General features: G+C 73.7%; 14 protein-coding genes. 6 read left to right on the forward strand and 8 right to left on the reverse strand.

What is annotated here, in order from left to right:
* The first annotated feature begins 120 nt into the window (after positions 1 to 120).
* Positions 121 to 1,452: a glycosyltransferase family 4 protein gene (locus OG989_RS28110; protein WP_327028985.1), complete on the forward strand. Its 1,332-nt coding sequence runs from the start codon at positions 121 to 123 to the stop codon at positions 1,450 to 1,452.
* A 212-nt stretch (positions 1,453 to 1,664) separates the two neighbouring features.
* A complete protein-coding gene (locus OG989_RS28115; protein WP_311412960.1) occupies positions 1,665 to 2,474 on the forward strand; it encodes a metal-dependent hydrolase in 810 nt (269 codons plus the stop codon).
* 18 nt (positions 2,475 to 2,492) lie between these two features.
* On the opposite strand, the gene OG989_RS28120 is transcribed toward OG989_RS28115, so the two are convergent.
* Positions 2,493 to 3,557 carry a phosphotransferase gene (locus tag OG989_RS28120; RefSeq protein ID WP_225852004.1) on the reverse strand — a complete coding sequence of 355 codons (1,065 nt, stop codon included), beginning with the start codon at positions 3,555 to 3,557 and terminating at the stop codon, positions 2,493 to 2,495.
* On the reverse strand, positions 3,554 to 4,081 hold the full coding sequence (locus OG989_RS28125; protein ID WP_327028986.1) for a hypothetical protein: 528 nt from the start codon (positions 4,079 to 4,081) through the stop codon (positions 3,554 to 3,556). The genes OG989_RS28120 and OG989_RS28125 overlap by 4 nt, the downstream gene beginning before the upstream one ends.
* A 298-nt stretch (positions 4,082 to 4,379) precedes the next feature.
* Between OG989_RS28125 and OG989_RS28130 the strand changes: the two genes are divergently transcribed.
* Positions 4,380 to 4,964, forward strand: a complete 585-nt coding sequence (locus tag OG989_RS28130; protein ID WP_327028987.1) for an N-acetylmuramoyl-L-alanine amidase — start codon at positions 4,380 to 4,382, stop codon at positions 4,962 to 4,964.
* A 30-nt stretch (positions 4,965 to 4,994) separates the two neighbouring features.
* On the opposite strand, the gene OG989_RS28135 is transcribed toward OG989_RS28130, so the two are convergent.
* Positions 4,995 to 5,588, reverse strand: a complete 594-nt coding sequence (locus OG989_RS28135) for a nucleotidyltransferase family protein (RefSeq protein WP_151453217.1) — start codon at positions 5,586 to 5,588, stop codon at positions 4,995 to 4,997.
* 230 nt (positions 5,589 to 5,818) lie between these two features.
* Complete coding sequence (locus OG989_RS28140; RefSeq protein ID WP_327028988.1) at positions 5,819 to 6,631, reverse strand: NAD(P)H-binding protein; 813 nt, start codon at positions 6,629 to 6,631, stop codon at positions 5,819 to 5,821.
* An 81-nt stretch (positions 6,632 to 6,712) separates the two neighbouring features.
* Here OG989_RS28140 and OG989_RS28145 point away from each other — a divergent pair, with 81 nt between their 5' ends.
* Entirely contained in the window at positions 6,713 to 7,126 is a 414-nt protein-coding gene (locus OG989_RS28145) for a winged helix-turn-helix transcriptional regulator (protein ID WP_327028989.1), read from the forward strand.
* 14 nt (positions 7,127 to 7,140) lie between these two features.
* On the opposite strand, the gene OG989_RS28150 is transcribed toward OG989_RS28145, so the two are convergent.
* Entirely contained in the window at positions 7,141 to 8,844 is a 1,704-nt protein-coding gene (locus tag OG989_RS28150) for a bifunctional 3'-5' exonuclease/DNA polymerase (RefSeq protein ID WP_327028990.1), read from the reverse strand.
* 129 nt (positions 8,845 to 8,973) lie between these two features.
* Here OG989_RS28150 and OG989_RS28155 point away from each other — a divergent pair, with 129 nt between their 5' ends.
* Positions 8,974 to 10,890 (forward strand): ABC transporter ATP-binding protein, encoded by a 1,917-nt coding sequence (locus OG989_RS28155; protein WP_327028991.1) that lies wholly within the window; start codon positions 8,974 to 8,976, stop codon positions 10,888 to 10,890.
* Entirely contained in the window at positions 10,887 to 12,617 is a 1,731-nt protein-coding gene (locus tag OG989_RS28160) for an ABC transporter ATP-binding protein (RefSeq protein WP_151453222.1), read from the forward strand. Before OG989_RS28155 ends, OG989_RS28160 begins: the two co-directional genes overlap by 4 nt.
* 11 nt (positions 12,618 to 12,628) lie before the next feature.
* On the opposite strand, the gene OG989_RS28165 is transcribed toward OG989_RS28160, so the two are convergent.
* Genes OG989_RS28165 through ngcE form a run of 3 tightly spaced genes read right to left on the reverse strand, consistent with a single transcriptional unit; the run spans position 12,629 to position 15,919 of the window.
* Entirely contained in the window at positions 12,629 to 13,558 is a 930-nt protein-coding gene (locus OG989_RS28165) for a carbohydrate ABC transporter permease (RefSeq protein ID WP_151453223.1), read from the reverse strand.
* Positions 13,558 to 14,466, reverse strand: a complete 909-nt coding sequence (locus OG989_RS28170) for a carbohydrate ABC transporter permease (RefSeq protein WP_151453245.1) — start codon at positions 14,464 to 14,466, stop codon at positions 13,558 to 13,560. The genes OG989_RS28165 and OG989_RS28170 overlap by 1 nt, the downstream gene beginning before the upstream one ends.
* 16 nt (positions 14,467 to 14,482) lie before the next feature.
* The gene (ngcE, locus tag OG989_RS28175; protein ID WP_151453224.1) at positions 14,483 to 15,919 is read right to left on the reverse strand and encodes an N-acetylglucosamine/diacetylchitobiose ABC transporter substrate-binding protein; all 1,437 of its coding nucleotides are present in this window, start codon (positions 15,917 to 15,919) and stop codon (positions 14,483 to 14,485) included.
* Between the last annotated feature and the right edge of the window lie 17 nt (positions 15,920 to 15,936).

The following is a 15,936-nucleotide window of genomic DNA, read 5'->3' on the forward strand; positions in this document are numbered from 1 at the left end:
GGCGGCGTCTCCGGCGGTTAGCCAGCCGCCAGCAGGATGGGTCCCGATCCAGTCCCGACCGTCACGGGCACCGCTCCGGTGCCGGCGGCGCGCACTCGGGGACAACTCAAGGGGGCCGCATTGTCACCTGACGCCGACGTGATCGACATCCATCCCGCCCGGCGACAGCGGGTGCTGATGCTCTCCTGGGAATACCCGCCGGTCCTCGTCGGCGGCCTCGGCCGGCACGTGCACGCCCTCTCCGTCGCCCTCGCCGCCGCCGGCCACGAAGTCACCGTCGTCACCCGCCACACCGACGGCGCACCCCTCGAGGAGTACGCCGACGGCGTCCGCATCGTCCGCGCCGCCGAAGACCCCGTCACCTTCCCCCTGGCCACCTCCTCCCTGCTCGCCTGGACCATGGCCTTCAACCACACCCTCACCCGCGCCGCACTACGCGCCACCGAAGCCGGCACCTACGACGTCATCCACGCCCACGACTGGCTCGTCGCCCACACCGCCATGACCCTGCGCGAACACCTCGACATCCCCCTCGTCAGCACCATCCACGCCACCGAAGCCGGCCGACACCAGGGCTGGCTGCCCGAGGAGATGAACCGCACCATCCACGGCGTCGAACACTGGCTGAGCAACGCCTCCGCCCGGGTGATCGTCTGCTCCGGCTACATGCGCGAGCAGGTCGCCACGCTCTTCGACGTGCCGGCCGGGCAGGTCGACGTGGTGCCCAACGGGGTCGACGACCGGGCCTGGCGCGCCCGGCCGGGGGCGGTCACGGCCGCCCGGGCCCGGTTCGCCGGCGACGGCCCGCTCGTCGGGTACGCCGGCCGGCTGGTCTACGAGAAGGGCGTGCAGCACCTGGTGCACGCCGTGCCGTACCTGCGCGACCGGCACCCCGGGCTGCGGGTGGTGATCGCGGGCGACGGCCCCTACCGCGGCGAGTTGGAGGAGGAGACCCACCGCCTCGGGCTCGGGCAGACCGTACGCTTCGCGGGATTCCTGGACTCGACCCGGCTCCCGGCGCTGCTCGGCGCCACCGACGCGACCGTGGTGCCCAGCCTCTACGAGCCGTTCGGGATGGTGGCCCTCGAGGCCGCGGCGGCCGGCGCGCCGCTGGCCGTGGCCCGCACCGGCGGCCTCGCCGAGATCGTCGAGCCGGGCGTGACCGGGGTGACCTTCCCGCACAGCGACCCGGGCGCCCTCGGCGAGGCGGTCGACCAGCTCCTCGGCGACGAGGTCTTCGCCCGGCGGGTGGCCCGGCGGGCGCGCGCCATGGTCGGCCGTCACTACGGCTGGACGACCATCGCCGCCCGGACCGCCGGCACGTACGCGACGGTCGGCCGGGTGCACGGCCCGACGCAGGCCCGGCGCGCCGCCGCCCGGCTCGGCGGGGCCCGCCAGAAGATCACCATCCCGGAGGGGAACCTGCTCGCGGTCGGCGGCGCCGTCCGCTGAGCCGCCGTCGCCGCCGCCCCACCGTCCGGTGGCCGACAAACCGGCCCCGATTGCCGCCCGGCAAGGGCATACTTCCTGCCGGTGCGGCAGATCCACCCACCCCTCCCCGCCACCGTCCCCGGTGGACCGTCCGGGCGATGCCCCTGCGGAGCGTCGGCGAACTACAGTGGCGTAGTTTTGGCGCTCAAGATCCCTGGGGAGGGTGAGCCGACATGATGGGACCGTCCCACGCGCTGTCCGGCGCGGCGGTGTGGCTGGCCGGATCCTGGGCGCTGCAACAGTTCGCCGACTACCACCAGTCGCCGCTGGAGCTCGCCGTCGGCACCGCCGTCTGCGCCGGTGGCGCGCTCTTCCCCGACCTCGACCTCTCCGGCAAGGTGACCCGCAACCAGGGCGGGGCGACCGTCGCCCGTACCTTCGGCGTGTTCTCGCTCTTCATCGCCGAGGTGATGGAGAAGGTCTCCCTCGGGGTCTACTACGCGACGAAGCTCAGCAAGGATCCACGCCGCAACAACGGCCACCGCACCCTGACCCACACCATCCCGTTCACCCTGTTGGTCGGCTGGGGCACCACCACGCTCTGCGCCGCGTACGGCAAGTGGGCCGTCATCGGCATCCTCTTCTTCATGTTCGGGCTGGCGCTGCGCGGCCTGTTCGACAAGTGGGCGGAGCGCGCCGGCTGGGTCATCGTCACCCTCGCGTCGGCCGCCGCCGCCTGGTACACCTTCGCCAACCTGCCCGGCGGTCGGGGCTATCCGCTGATCGGCACCGCCGTCGGGGTCGGCTGCTTCGTGCACATCCTCGGCGACATGATCACCCGGGCCGGGGTGCCCATCCTCTGGCCCATCCCGATCAAGCGTCGGATGTGGACGCCGATCGGGCTGCCGAACAAGATCGCCCTGCGGGCCGGCAGCAAGACCGAGGTGGTGGTCGTCCGGGCCGTACTGACCGCGATCTCGGTGCTCGCGGCGGCCGGGCTGGTCGCCCCGTCGGTGCTGCAACGCTTCAACATCGACGTCTGACGGCCTGCCCGCACCCGGTCAGTCCCACGCCTCGGCGGCCCAGCGGGCCAGCAGCTCAAGCACGGGCCGGCGGCCCGCCATCATCTCCGCCTCGTCGCGGGCGTCGTAGGTGCCGCTGATGGCGGAGCGGCCCAGCCGGCCGAGCATCATCGGCGCCAGCCAGAAGTACTTGGCCGCCCCGGTGAGCCGGACGGCACGGGCCACCTCCCCCGGCGCGACGGCGCCACGCAGCCCCTCGGCGTACCGGTCGGGCACGGTCGCGGCAACCTCGTCGAGCAGCGCGACGTCGACCAGCCCGTCGAGGAAGGTATCCAGCACCAGGTTGGCCGCGTCCTCGCCGACCGGCCCCGGGCCGACGCCGGACCAGTCCAGCAGCACCGGGCCGTCGGCGGCGAACACCAGGTTCATCGGCCAGCAGTCGTGGTGGCAGAGCGTACGCGGCAGCCGGTCGGTGGCGGCCAGCACGTCGTGCCGCCGCTCCCACAGCACCCGCAGCGCGTCGCGCAGGGAACGCGGCCAGGCGGCGACGGCGACCGGGTGCTCCCACGGCACCGGCGCGGCCACCGGGCGGCTCAGCGTGTAGTCGCGCAGCCAGTCGCGCGCCAGCCAGTCCGGCGGGCGACCGCCGGCCGCCAGTTCCCGCGCCTCGGGGTCGCCGAGCCAGCGGGCGTGTCCGGCGCCGAGCCGGACGGCCACCTCCCCGAGGTCGGCGGGCGTGCAGGCGACGCCCGGCCGGCCGGCGACCTCGGGCAGCCACAGCGCGACCGAGCCGTCCGGCCGGTCGTCGACCGCCAGCGCCGTCGGCGCGGCCAGCCCGGCGTCGGCGTACGCGGCGGTGGCCAGCCCGCTGCGGTACGCCTCGACCTCGCGGCGCCAGTAGTTCCAGTGCCCCGGCTCCTCGCTGCCGGCCCAGTGCGCCGGGCCGGGGCGACCGGGCGGGGTGAGGAGTTTCAGCACGGCCGACCGCCCGTCCCGGCGGGTGCGCCAGATGCCGTCGGTCACCCCGTTGAGCATGTTGTGGGTGAGCTGCCCGGCCGGCACGTCGGCGGGGACGAGGTCGGTCGGCGGGCGGGACGTGGTCACGGGGCCTCAGAGCCGCCGGGGTGGTCCACCGAGGACGCGGACGGAGCGACCGTGGCCGGCGAGCCGGGGCGGCACCAGCGGGCCAGCCACCCGGTCGCCGCCCGCGCCCCCTGCACCACGGCCGCGTGGACCACCACCGGGCAGAGCACGACCGTCGTCGTAAGAAACCAGGCCAACGCCGCGTCGGCGACGACCGCCCCGGTGACGGCCGCGATGCCGGCGACGTACAGGCCGACGAGGAACACGGCCACCCCGCAGGCCGCCAGCGTGCGAGCGAACGCGCCACGGCGGGCGAGGGCGACGTCGCCGATGACGACCGCCGGCACCACCACGAGCAGCACCAGGACGGCACCCGGCAGGGCGGCGTCCAGCACCATGAAGGGCCTGGCCAGTGGCCTGCCCGGGCCGGCGTCGGCGACCAGGGCCAACGCGAGCCGCGCCAAGAGGCCGAACGACCCCTCGGCGACGTACACCAGCCAGGCGGCGACCGCCCCGGCTATGTGCCGGGTCAACGTTCCGATCATCGGCCGGCCTCCCCCGTCGTCAGCGGCCCGCCGCGGTGTGCCACGGCGGCGGTGCCGCGCCCGCCGACGCTAGCGGAACAGCGGCCCGGCATGGGGGCGGTGGCCGGAGCGGACAGCCGCCGACGGGGTGCAGGCCGAGCGGAGGGCCGATCTGGGCGATCCGCCGTCAGCGACCTGCCCCGGGCGCACACGACCAGTCGGCCGAATCGCCGGCAACGGGAGTGGGGACGACGATACGTTCGGGTTGTCGAGCCCGCGGCCGGCCATCCGCACCGGCGTCCGCCGAAAGGAGCATCCGATGGCCCTCTGGGAGGATCTCGCGAGCTGGCGCGGCCCCACCGCCAACCGGGTCCCGAACGGCATGGTGGAGGTTCGCGGCCTGGTGGTACACATCGCCGACGGCACCTATGAGGGCACCATCAGCCACCAGCAGGACCCGGACACCGAAACCTCCTCGCACTTCATCGTCAGTCGTGAGGGTGACATCGCGCAGATGGTCGACACGGCGGACAAGGCCTGGACCCAGCGAGCCGGCAACGGGCACTGGCTCTCGGTGGAGTGCTCCGGGTTCAGCGTCGGTAGCCCGCACCACGCCAGCCATCCCGGCTGGGAGAGGCTGACCGACAAGCAGATCGCCGCCCTCGGCCGGATCTTCGCCAGGGTGCACGAGGAGTGCGGCGTCCCGCTCGCCCTGACGGCCGACCCGTCGGGCACAGGCCTCGGCCATCACAGCATGGGAGGCAAGGCCTGGGGGCACGACAAGTGCCCCGGCCCGCCGATCATCGCGCAGAAGCCGGACATCCTGGCCGCCGCCCGGCAGGTCGCCCGTCCGTCCGGGCCCACGCCCTCACCGGGACTCGTCGTACGGCGCGCCGCACCCTGAGACCCCCCGGGCCGCGCGACTGTCGGTCACCTAGGCGCCGATGCGCTGGGGTGGAACGGTCAGCCCGTAGAGCGCCATCAGTTCCGGGGTGTCGACCCGGCTGCCGTCGGCCACCGAGTCGCAGGAGATGTCGACGATCTGGTCCTTGTGCGCGAGCAGGTAGGGCCGGGCGCCCACGTCCGCGCTGGCCAGGGTGGCGATGCCGGACCAGTGCCGGCGTCCGAACAGCATCGGGTAGCCGCGCAGCCCGTCGTAGGTGGCGCAGACCAGCACGTCGGGGTACGGCAGCGCGACGACCCGACGCACGGCGGTGGCGGTCAGGCCGGGCATGTCGACCGGCACCACCACGACTGCCTCGATGCCCTCGTCGTCGAGCGCGGCGAGGCCGGCCCGGATGGACGAGCCGACGCCGGTCCCCCACGCCCGGTTGATCACCACCGTGGCCTGGCTCAGGTCCGCCGTCTCGCGGACCTGGTCGGCCGCGGCGCCGAGCACGACCACGATCCGCTCGCAGCCCGCCTTGGTCATCGTGTCGATCATCCGGTTCACCAGGGGCTTCTCCCCCTGGTGCAGCAGCGCCTCGGGACCGCCGATGCGGCGCCCCCCGCCCGCGGCGATGATCATTCCTGCGATCCGGTTCAGCTGGGCCCCCTCCACCGTGGAGCGGGCCGTGACACGAGGGCACGGCCCGCTCCGTCGTACGGACATCGGGAGCAACGAGGAGAAGGCAGACCGGGTAGCGGGGCGAAAAGGGAAAATAGTGCAACCGTTACCGGCCCGGAACCGCACCGCGTCGCCCGTCTCCGGCGCGGCTGGCTCGAAGGTGGGCAGCCCCGTCGAGGCTGTGCGTACGGTCAGGACGGCGCCCCGGCGGCGGCGACCGCGACCGGCATCGGGTCGCGGGGCGGACGCGACAGCAGGCGCGCCAGGTCGCCGTGGGTCCGCGCGAGGAACCCGGCCGCCGTGGCGGAGTAGATCGACATGAGCATGGCCGGCTGGAACGGCAGCAGGCCCGGGCCCGTCAGGGCGGCACGCCGCTCGCCCAGCGACACCGGGCGGTAGGGCACGCCCAACTCGACGGCGACGCCGGCCGCGGTGAGCGCGACGGGCCCGGTCAGCTCGTACGTGCGGCCGCGATGGACGGCCGGGTCGGCGGCCACCCGCACGGCGGCGTCGGCCAGATCCTGTCGGGCCACCGCGGCCAGCGCTCCCGTGCCGAACGGGGCCGTGACCGCGCCGGCGACCGGGGCGGCCAGCTGACCGAACAGCTCGGCGTAGAGGCCGTTGCGCAGGATCGTCCAGTCGAGCCGGCTCTCCCGCAGTCGACGCTCCGTCCACCGGTGCGCGAGCGCGAAGGCAAGGTGGTCGCCGTCGCCGACCAGGCTCGTGTAGACCACGTGCCGTACCCCGTGCCGCTCGGCGGCGGCGATCACCCGGTCGTGGCGGGCGACGACGACGTCGTCCTCGCCGTAGCCGGCGGAGACCAGCACCAGCACGCGTACGCCCGTCAGGTCCGGCCCCGCCGGGTCGTCGAAGTCCACGCTCCGCCCGGCGTCGCCGAAGCGACCGGGCGTACGGGTGCCGGCGAGCGGGGCGAGCCCTCGCTCGACCAGCCCGGCGTGGATGAGGGAGCCCAGGTGCCCGGAGGCGCCGGTGACCAGCAGCATGTGGCGAGCCTTTCGGTGGTACCGAATCGGAACTAGCCTCATCGTCGGGAACCACGGACGCGGTCACAAGGAGGCACTTCGATGTCGGCAGGGCACACGGCGGTAACCGACGCGCTGGCGCCCTGCGGCCTGCCCGAGCACCCGGACTGCGGCATCCGAGACGTGCTCGACCGCATCGGCGACAAGTGGTCGGTGCTCGCGATCGTCGAGCTCTCCTCGGGCGTCCGCCGGTTCCGGGAGCTGCAACGGGCCATCCACGGCATCTCGCAGCGGATGCTGACCCTGACCCTGCGCCGCCTGGAGCGCGACGGCCTGGTGCTGCGCACCGCGTACCCGACCGTCCCGGTGACCGTCACCTACGAGCTGACCGAGCGCGGCAGGAGCCTGACCCACCTGGTGCGGCAGCTGGCCGACTGGTCGTTGGCGCACAAGGACGCCATCGCCGAGTCACGGCACGCGTGGGACGCCGCCAACCCCGACTCCGGCGTCTCCTGAGCGGGCGGGAGCCGTCAGGCCGCGTCGGCGTAGCAGTCGACGACGGAGAGGTCCAGCGGGAAGCGGACCGGGGTGTCGCCGAAGAGCAGCGCGGCGGCCTGCTCGCCGCACCGGGTGACCGCGTCGGCGACCGCGTCGGCCCGCTCCGCCGGGCAGTGCACGATCACCTCGTCGTGTTGGAAGAAGACCAGTTCGCCGCCGGTGGCGGCGAGCCGGCCGCGCAGCGTCGCCAGCAGGGTCGAGGCCCACTCGGCGGCGGTGGCCTGGATGACGAAGTTGCGGGTGAACCGTCCCCGGGACCGGGCCGCCCGCGCCCGCGGCGACTGCGGATCGTCGCCGCCGTCGGGCAGGTCGGCGTCGGGGTCGCCGAACCCGGCCGTGCCGGGCGGGCAGGTGCGCCCCAGCCAGGAGCGCACCAGCCCGCCGGCCTCCCCCGTGCGGGCCGCCGCCTCCACGTAGCCGAAGGCCGTCGGGTAGCTGCGCCGCAGCACCGCCAGCGCCGGCACCGCCGCCCCGCCGGTCTGCCCGTACATCGCGCCGAGCAGCGCCACCTTGGCCCGGGGCCGGTCGCCGCCGAAGGCGTCCTGGGCGAGGGCGGCGTAGAGGTCGCCGGCACCACCGGCGGCGGCGAGCCGGGCGTCGCCGGAGACCGCGGCGAGCACCCTCGGCTCCAGCTGGCCGGCGTCGGCCACCACGAACCGCCAGCCCGGATCGGCCACCACCGCCCGCCGGATCACCTTGGGGATCTGCAACGCGCCGCCGCCCCGGGTGGCCCAGCGGCCGGAGACGACCCCGCCCGGGACGTACTCCGGCTGGAACCGGCCGTCGCGCACCCAGGCGTCGCGCCAGGCCCAGCCGTGCGCCGTCCAGATCCGGTAGAGCTCCTTGTATTCCAGGACCAGCGGCACCGCCGGGTGGTCCACCCCGCGCAGCACCCAGGCCCGGGTGTTGGGCAGCTCCACCCCGGCCCGGGCGAAGGCCCGCAACAGCTCCGCCGGGGAGTCGGCGTGCAGCTGGCGTACGCCGAACGCGTCGGCGATCCGCGCGGCCAGCTCGGCCAGCCGGCGGGGCGGGCCGCCCACCGGCGACGGCTCACCGAGCAGCTCCGCGAGGAGTTGGTCGTGCACGTCGGCCCGCCAGGGCAGCCCCGCGGCCCCCATCTCCACGGCGATCAGCGCGCCGGCCGACTCGGCGGCGACCAGTAGCCGGAACCGGCCGGGATGCTCGGTGGCGGCGATCCGGGCGAGCTGGTCGGCGTACACCCGGGTCAGTGCCTCGACGCCGGGGCCCGGCGGGCCGGGCAGGGCGTCGAAGAGCGCGGCCTGCCCGTGGCCGGGTGGCGCGGCCGGCCGGGGCGGCGGGTCGGCCGGCACCGGCGCGCCGGTCAGCCGGGCCCAGGCCGCCGCGAACGAACGGGGCTCGCCCCAGCGGCCGGCGTGGCCGAGCAGCAGGGTCTCGGTCAGCTCGACGTCGTGGCAGCGCTCGACCCGCACCCCGGCGCGCAGCAGCGCCGGGTAGACGGTCGCGCCGGAGGCCCACACCCAGCGCGGCCGGTCCGCCGCCTCGCGCGCCGCGACGGCCGCGGCCAGGTCGGTGACCGGCTGCACCGGGCCGACGGGCTGCCCCGCGGCGTCGAGGGTTTGCAGCACTCCCCCGCCCCGCTCGTCCGAGACCACCGCCACCAGCACGGATGTGATTCTGCCTCGCCCCTGCGACACTCCACCCACCAACCACCCCGGCGGCCCCCGCACCGGGACGGGTCGGCCGCAGGCGCCGGCGACGAAACGACGGCGCGGTACGGCGGAAACGGGGCGGTGCGGCGGTGCCCGGCTCGCTAGCGTTGACCGGTGCCACCACGGATCCCCCATCCCGAGCCCGGCACCCCGGACATCCGGGGGCCGATGCGGTACCTGTGGTGGCTGGTCCGCTGCCAGCCGTGGCGGGTGCTGCGCGGCAGCCTGTTCGGCACGGCCTGGATGACCGGCCTGGCGGTCCGGCCCTACCTGATCTCCCGCGCCGTGGACGACGGACTGCGGGCCGGCGACAACCGGGCCCTGGCCCTGTGGGTGGCGGCGATCGTCGTCGCCGGCGTCGGGCTGTCCTGGCTGGGCATCATGCGGCACCGCACGATGACCTTCATCCGGGAGGACGCGAAGGCGCGCTCCGCCGCCGTGGTGCTCCGCCGGCTGTCCCGGGTCGGCGCCGTGCTGCCACGCCGGGCCGCGGCGGGCGAGGTGGCCACGGTCGGCGGCACCGACATCGACCGGGCGGCGCAGGTGATGACGGTGACCGGGCCCGGCATCGGCGCGGTGGTCGCATACCTGGTCGTCGCCGTCGTGCTCTGGTCGATCTCGCCCCTGCTCGCGCTCTGCGTGCTGGTGGGCGTGCCGTCGGTCGTCCTGGTCGTCGCTCCCCTGCTGCGCCGGCTGGAGCGGGCGGAGTCGGTCTACCGGCAGCGGCAGGGTGAGCTGACCGCCCGGTCGGGCGACATCGTGGCCGGGCTGCGGGTGCTCGCCGGGGTGGGTGGCCGGGGCCTGTTCGCCCGCCGGTACGCGGCCCGCTCCCGCGACCTGCTCGTCGAGGGATACCGGGTGGGTTCCGTGAACAGCTGGATCGACGCGGCGACGGTGGCCGTCCCCGGGCTGTTCCTCGCGGCGGTGGTGTGGCTGTCGGCCCGGATGGCGGTCACCGGCGACATCAGCGTCGGGGAGCTGGTCGCCGTCTACGGCTACGTCGCGACTCTCGTCGTGCCGGTCTGGTTCCTGCTGGAGGGCGGCCACCAACTGATCCGGGGCCGGGTCGCGGCCCGCCGGATCGTCGCCCTGCTCGCCGTCGAGCCGGACAACGTGGGCGGGCCGCGCGACACGCCGGCCCGTGCCCGCGCGGCGACGGTTCCCGGCAGCCGCCAGCCGGCCCGCCCCGCCACCCCGGTCGCGGCCCCTGCCGGTCCCGACACCCCGGTCGCGCCCTCCGGCAGGCCCGCCGGTCCTGTCCCGGCCCCCAGCGGCCCCGCCGGCCCCGTCCCGGCCCCCGGCGATCCAGCCGGCCCTGTCCCGGCTCCCGGCGGCCCCGCCGACCTGTACGACCGGTCGAGCGGGCTGACCGTCCGGGCCGGTCGCCTCACCGCGGTGGCCGCCGCCGACCCGGCGGACGCCCTCGCGCTGGCCGACCGGCTCGGTCGGTACGCCGTCAGCGACGCCACCTGGGGCGGCGTGCCGCTGACCGCCGTCGAACTCGACCAGGTGCGGGCCCGCATCCTGGTCGCCGACCACGACGCCTACCTGTTCGCCGGGACGCTGCGGGAGGTGCTGCGCGGGGCTCGCCCCGACGGTGACCGGGAGCGGATCACCTCCGCCCTGCACGCCGCGTCGGCCGAGGACGTCGTCGACGCCCTGCCGGACGGGCTCGACACCCCGCTGGACACCCGGGCCCGGTCCCTCTCCGGCGGCCAGCGGCAACGGGTCCGGTTGGCCCGGGCGTTGCTCGCCGAACCGGAGGTGCTGATCCTCGTCGAGCCGACCTCGGCGGTCGACGCGCACACCGAGGCGCGCATCGCCGAGCGGCTGCGCCGCGCGCGGGCCGGACGGACCACCGTCGTGCTCACCACCTCGCCGCTGCTGCTGGGACGGGCCGACGAGGTCGCGCACCTGGTCGCAGGGCGGGTCGCCGCCACCGGCTCACACGCCGACCTGCTCGACCGGGACCCGGGCTACCGGCGGCTCGTGGCCCGTGGCGACGCCGACGCCGAGCAGGCGCTGCGGTGAGCGGGCTGCCGGTCGCCGACCGGGCCACAGTGCGCCGGGCGACCCGGGGCCTGATCGCCCGGGACCGGCGTGCGGTCGGAGTCGTGCTGGCGCTGCACGCCGCCGCCACGGTCGCCGGGCTCGCTCCGCCGTGGCTGCTCGGCAGCATCGTCGACCGGGTGTCCGCGGGGGCCGGCGTCGCCACCGTCGACCGGTTCGCCCTGGCGATCGCTGGGGCCGTGCTGGTGCAGACGTTGCTGTCGCGCTACGCGCAGTACGCCGGCCACCGCTTCGGCGAGCGGGCCGTGGCCCGGCTGCGCGAGGAGTTCGTCGAGCGGACGCTGAACCTGCCCGTCGGCGTCGTCGAGCGGGCCGGCGCCGGGGACCTGGCGACCCGCAGCTCGGTCGACGTGGCCACCGTCGGCCTCACGGTCCGGGACGTGGTGCCCGTCATCGTCATCGCCTCGGTGCAGCTGGTGCTGCTGTTCGGGGCGGTCTTCCTGCTGCACCCGCTGCTCGGGCTCGTCGCGCTGGCCGGGCTGCCGACGATCGCCCTGGTCACCCGGTGGTACCTGCGGCGCGCCGGCCCGGCGTACCTGGCCGAGGGGGCGGTCGCCGCCGAGCTGACCGAGACGCTGACGAGCACTGCGGAGGGCGCCCGTACGGTCGAGGCGCTGCGCCTCGCCGACGAACGGATCGGGCACGGCACCGCGCGCATAGCCCGGGTCTGGGCCGCCCGGCGGAAGACCCTGGCGCTGCGCACGGTGTTCTTCAGCGTGGTGGAGGCCAGTCACCCGCTGCCCGTGGCCGCGCTGCTGCTGGTCGGTGGCCTCCTGCTCGCGCGGGGTGCGGTCTCCCTCGGCGCGGTGGTCGCCGCCGCGCTCTACCTTCAGCAGGCGATCGACCCGCTGGACCGGATCCTCATGTGGACCGAGCAGGCACAGCGCGGCCTCGCCTCGTTCGCCCGGGTGCTCGGCGTCGGTCAGGTGCCGCCGGAGCGGCCCGGTCGGGCCGCCGCGCCGGTGGACGAGCGGCTGGTCGTCCGGGGAGCCCGGTTCGCGTACGGCGGCGGACCCGACGTGCTGCACGGCATCGACCTCGAGGTGCGGCCCGGCGAACGGTTGGCGCTCGTCGGGCCGTCGGGGGCCGGGAAGTCCACCCTGGCGCGGCTGCTCGCCGGGATCGACGCGCCCCGGGAGGGGGTCGTCAGCGTCGGCGGCTGCCCGGTCACCGACCTGGACCCGGCCGAACGCCGGCGGCGCATCGCCCTGGTCACCCAGGAACACCACGTGTTCATCGGCTCGCTACGCGACAACCTCGCGTTCGCCGCCCCGGACGCCTCCGACGACCGGATGCGCGCGGCGCTGGCCACGGTCGGCGCCGACTGGCACGCCCGCCTGCCCGACGGCCTCGGCACCCTGCTGGGCGACGGGGCGCACCAGCTCGGCGCCGCCGAGGCCCAGCAGCTCGCGCTGGCCCGGCTGGTGCTCGCCGACCCGCACACGCTGATCCTCGACGAGGCGACCGCCGCTCTCGACCCGACGACCGCCCGGCGCACCGAGCGGGCCCTGGCCGCCCTGCTCACCGGGCGGACCGTCATCGCGATCGCGCACCGCCTCAACACCGCTCACGACGCCGACCGGGTGGCGGTGCTGGAGGGCGGCCGGATCACCGAGCTCGGCAGTCACGACGAGCTCGTCCGGGCCGACGGCCCGTACGCCGCCCTGTGGCGCTCCTGGCACCCCTGACCCGCCCGGGTCTACTTCACCGCGCCCGAGGTGAGGCCCGACTGGATCTGGCGCTGGAAGATCGCGTACACGATGATCATCGGGAGGATGGCGATGGTCAGGGCGGCGAAGAGGCCGGACCAGTCGGCCTCGTAGCCGGCGTTCACCGAGATGTCTGCGATGCCCTGGGTGAGCACCCACTTCTCCTTGGCGTTGGAGAGCAGCACGAGCGGCAGCTGGTACTGCGCCCACTGGCCGATGATGTTGAAGATCCCCACGCTGATCAGGCCCGGCTTCGCCATCGGCAGCATCACCTGGAAGAACAGCCGGGTGTGCGAGCAGCCGTCGATCATCCCCGCCTCGGCGACCGACGTCGGCAGCGTCTTGAAGAACGCGGTCAGGAAGAACACGGTGAACGGCAGCGAGTAGGCGATGTAGACCAGCACCAGCCCGGTGTGGGTGTCCAGCAGCCCCAGGTTCTTCACCACGAAGAAGAGCGGCACCAGGGCGAGGAAGACTGGGAACGCAAGCCCCGAGACGAACAGGTAGTAGACCGCCCGGTTGCCCCAGAACTTGTAACGTGCCAGCACGTACGCGGCCATCGAACCGAACAGCATGGTGCCGAGGACGCTGAACGTCACCACGATCACGCTGTTCAGGAAGTATCGGCCGACGTTGGCCTTGGTCCACGCCCGGGCGTAGTTCTCGAACCGCAGCTCCGCCGGGAGCGTCCACGGGCTGCTGAAGATCTCCGTGGTGTTCTTGAACGAGGCGAGGAAGGTCCAGAGGATCGGCACGATCACGATCACCGCCCAGACCGCGAGCGCCACGTGCCCGAGGCTGGCGAAGAACCGTACCTCCGAGCGTCGGCCCCCGCCCCCGCGCTTGCCCGCGGCGCCCGGCTTGACGTTCTTCGGCGGTAGTGCCGCCGGTGTCGGCGGCAGCGTCGTCTGCGGGTTCATCAGTACTCCACGCTTTCCCGCTTGGTCAGCCGCAGCGTCAACGCCGCGAACGTGAGGGTGAGGAAGAACAACGCCACGCCCATGGCCGAGGCGTAGCCGTACTTCGAGTAGACGAAGGCGTTGCGGTAGATCTCCATGGCCAGCACCGTGGTCGCGCCGTCCGGGCCGCCGCCGTCCACGGAGAGCACCGAGACGATGGCGAACGCGTCGAAGGCGGCGATGCCCAGGTAGACCCAGGCGACCTGGAGGGTGTCCCAGAGCAGCGGCAGGGTGACCCGGAAGAAGAGCGTCACCCGGCTCGCCCCGTCGATCTCGGCGGCCTCGTAGATCTCGCCCGGGATCGAGGCCATGCCCGCCGAGAAGAGCACCACGTAGAAGCCGACCGCCTGCCAGACCAGCACCGCGATGATCGACCAGAGCGCCAGGTTCGGCCGGATCAGGAAGAGCACCGGGTCGAAGCCGAGCTTCATCAGCACACCGTTGATCAGGCCGGACTCGTTCGGCCGGTAGACCATCTGGAACAGCACCGCGATGATGGCCACCGCCAGGACCTGGGGGAAGAAGAACACCACCCGGTAGAACTTCGACCCCCAGACTCCCTGGCGCTGCCCGCCGCTGCTCTTCCCGCCCACGTTGAGCATGAACGAGAAGAACAGCGCGATGGCGATGGTGATCAGCGGCAGGGCAAGCAGCAGTACGCCGTGGTGCTGGACGGCCTTCCAGAAGTTGTCGTCGTCGAACAACCTCCGGTAGTTGTCGAAGCCCACCCACTGCGGGGCGGAGAACCCCCGCCAGTTGGTCATCGAGATCTGGAACGCCTGCGCGTACGGCGCGATGACGAAGACCACGTACAGCGTGACCGGGACGAAGAGGAACCCGATCACGAACGGATACTTGCCGTGCCGCATGACCCTCACGCCCCGATCAGCGCTTGAACTTGGTGATGGAGCTGTCCTTCTTGATCGCGTCGGCACGCTTCTGGATGCGCTCCACGAAGGCGTCCGCCTTGATCCGGCCGAACATCAGCTCGTTGGTGGCCGTGCGGACCTCCGTGTCGAGCTCCTTGTACCAGCCGTCGAAGTAGATGTTGAACACGTCCTGGCCGGCGGCCTTGAGCGCGGCCTGCGAGCTGGCCACGCCGGGCGGGAAGGCGAAGCCCTCCGAGCCGGCGGTGACCACGGTCGGGGCCTTGACCGTCTCGGTGAAGCCCTTCGCGCCGGCCACCGAGAGCATCTGGCGCATGTACTCCAGGCCGCCCTTGGGGTTCTTGCTCTTGGCCGAGACGAAGTAGCCCTCACCGGCGGTCGCCCGCAGCGCCGTCGCCGGCAGCTTGTCCGAGGCGGACAGGCTCGGCACCGGCATCAGCTGGTAGTCGAAGCCGGACGGGGTGTCCTTCTTCTGCTCGCCCTCCAGCCAGTCGCCGCTGGGGTAGAACGCCAGCTTGTACTGGTTCTGCCGCAGCTGCACGTCGGTGTGCTTGAGCCCCTCGAAGCTCTTGTCGACGTACTTGGCGCCGATCTCGGCCCACGCCGTGGCGGCCTGCTTGACCGCGTCCTGCTGCCAGGCGCCGTCCTCCAGGTTGTCGATGTTCTTCAGCACGTCGGTGCCGCCGATCTTCGCCGCGTGGGTGAGGATCACGTTCCACTGGTAGTACGCGGCGTTCGCACCGGCGTAGCCGTACGGGGTGATGCCCTTGGCCTTGATCTTGTCGAGCAGGGCGGTGAACTCGGACCAGTCCTTCGCCGGCGCCCAGCCGTTGTCCTTGAACAGCTTGCCCGAGTACCAGATGCCGAAGACGGTGGAGACGTAGTACAGGACGTACGGCTTGCCGTTGAAGGACCCGACGTCGACGGTGCCCGGCACCACGGTGTCGCGGACCTTCTTGTTCGGGTCGTCGACCGACGGGGCGTCCCACAGCTCGGTGAGGTCCTGGAGCTGGCCGTCGGCGACCAGGGCGCCGAAGTCCATCATCTTCTCGCCGGAGTTGTTCACGAACTCCGGCGGGTTGCTCGAGGCGAACCGCGGCTGGAGAACGGTGGAGACGGCCTGGGTCGACTGGTGCTTGATCTCGGCCTTCGGGAACGCCTTCTTGTACAGCGGCTGGTGCACGTCGGTGGCGTACTTCTCGCCGTAGCCACCGTTGAAGATGACCACCTCGATGGGGGCGTCCTCGGCCACCCCGAGCGGGTTGGTGGCGCTCTTCTTACCGTCCGCGACCTGCTCGTTCTTCTCGTCGCCGCCGCTGGTCGCGCAGGCGCTCAGCAGGCCTACGGCCGGGGTGGCGAGCAGACCCACGGCGGCGGCCCGGCGCAGCACGGTCCGGCGGCTCAGGTCGGCCGGGTTGTCGGGGGTAATCGACATCGTCGTCTCTCCTTGGG

The organism is Micromonospora sp. NBC_01740, from assembly GCF_035920365.1.
Lineage (GTDB): Bacteria > Actinomycetota > Actinomycetes > Mycobacteriales > Micromonosporaceae > Micromonospora > Micromonospora reichwaldensis.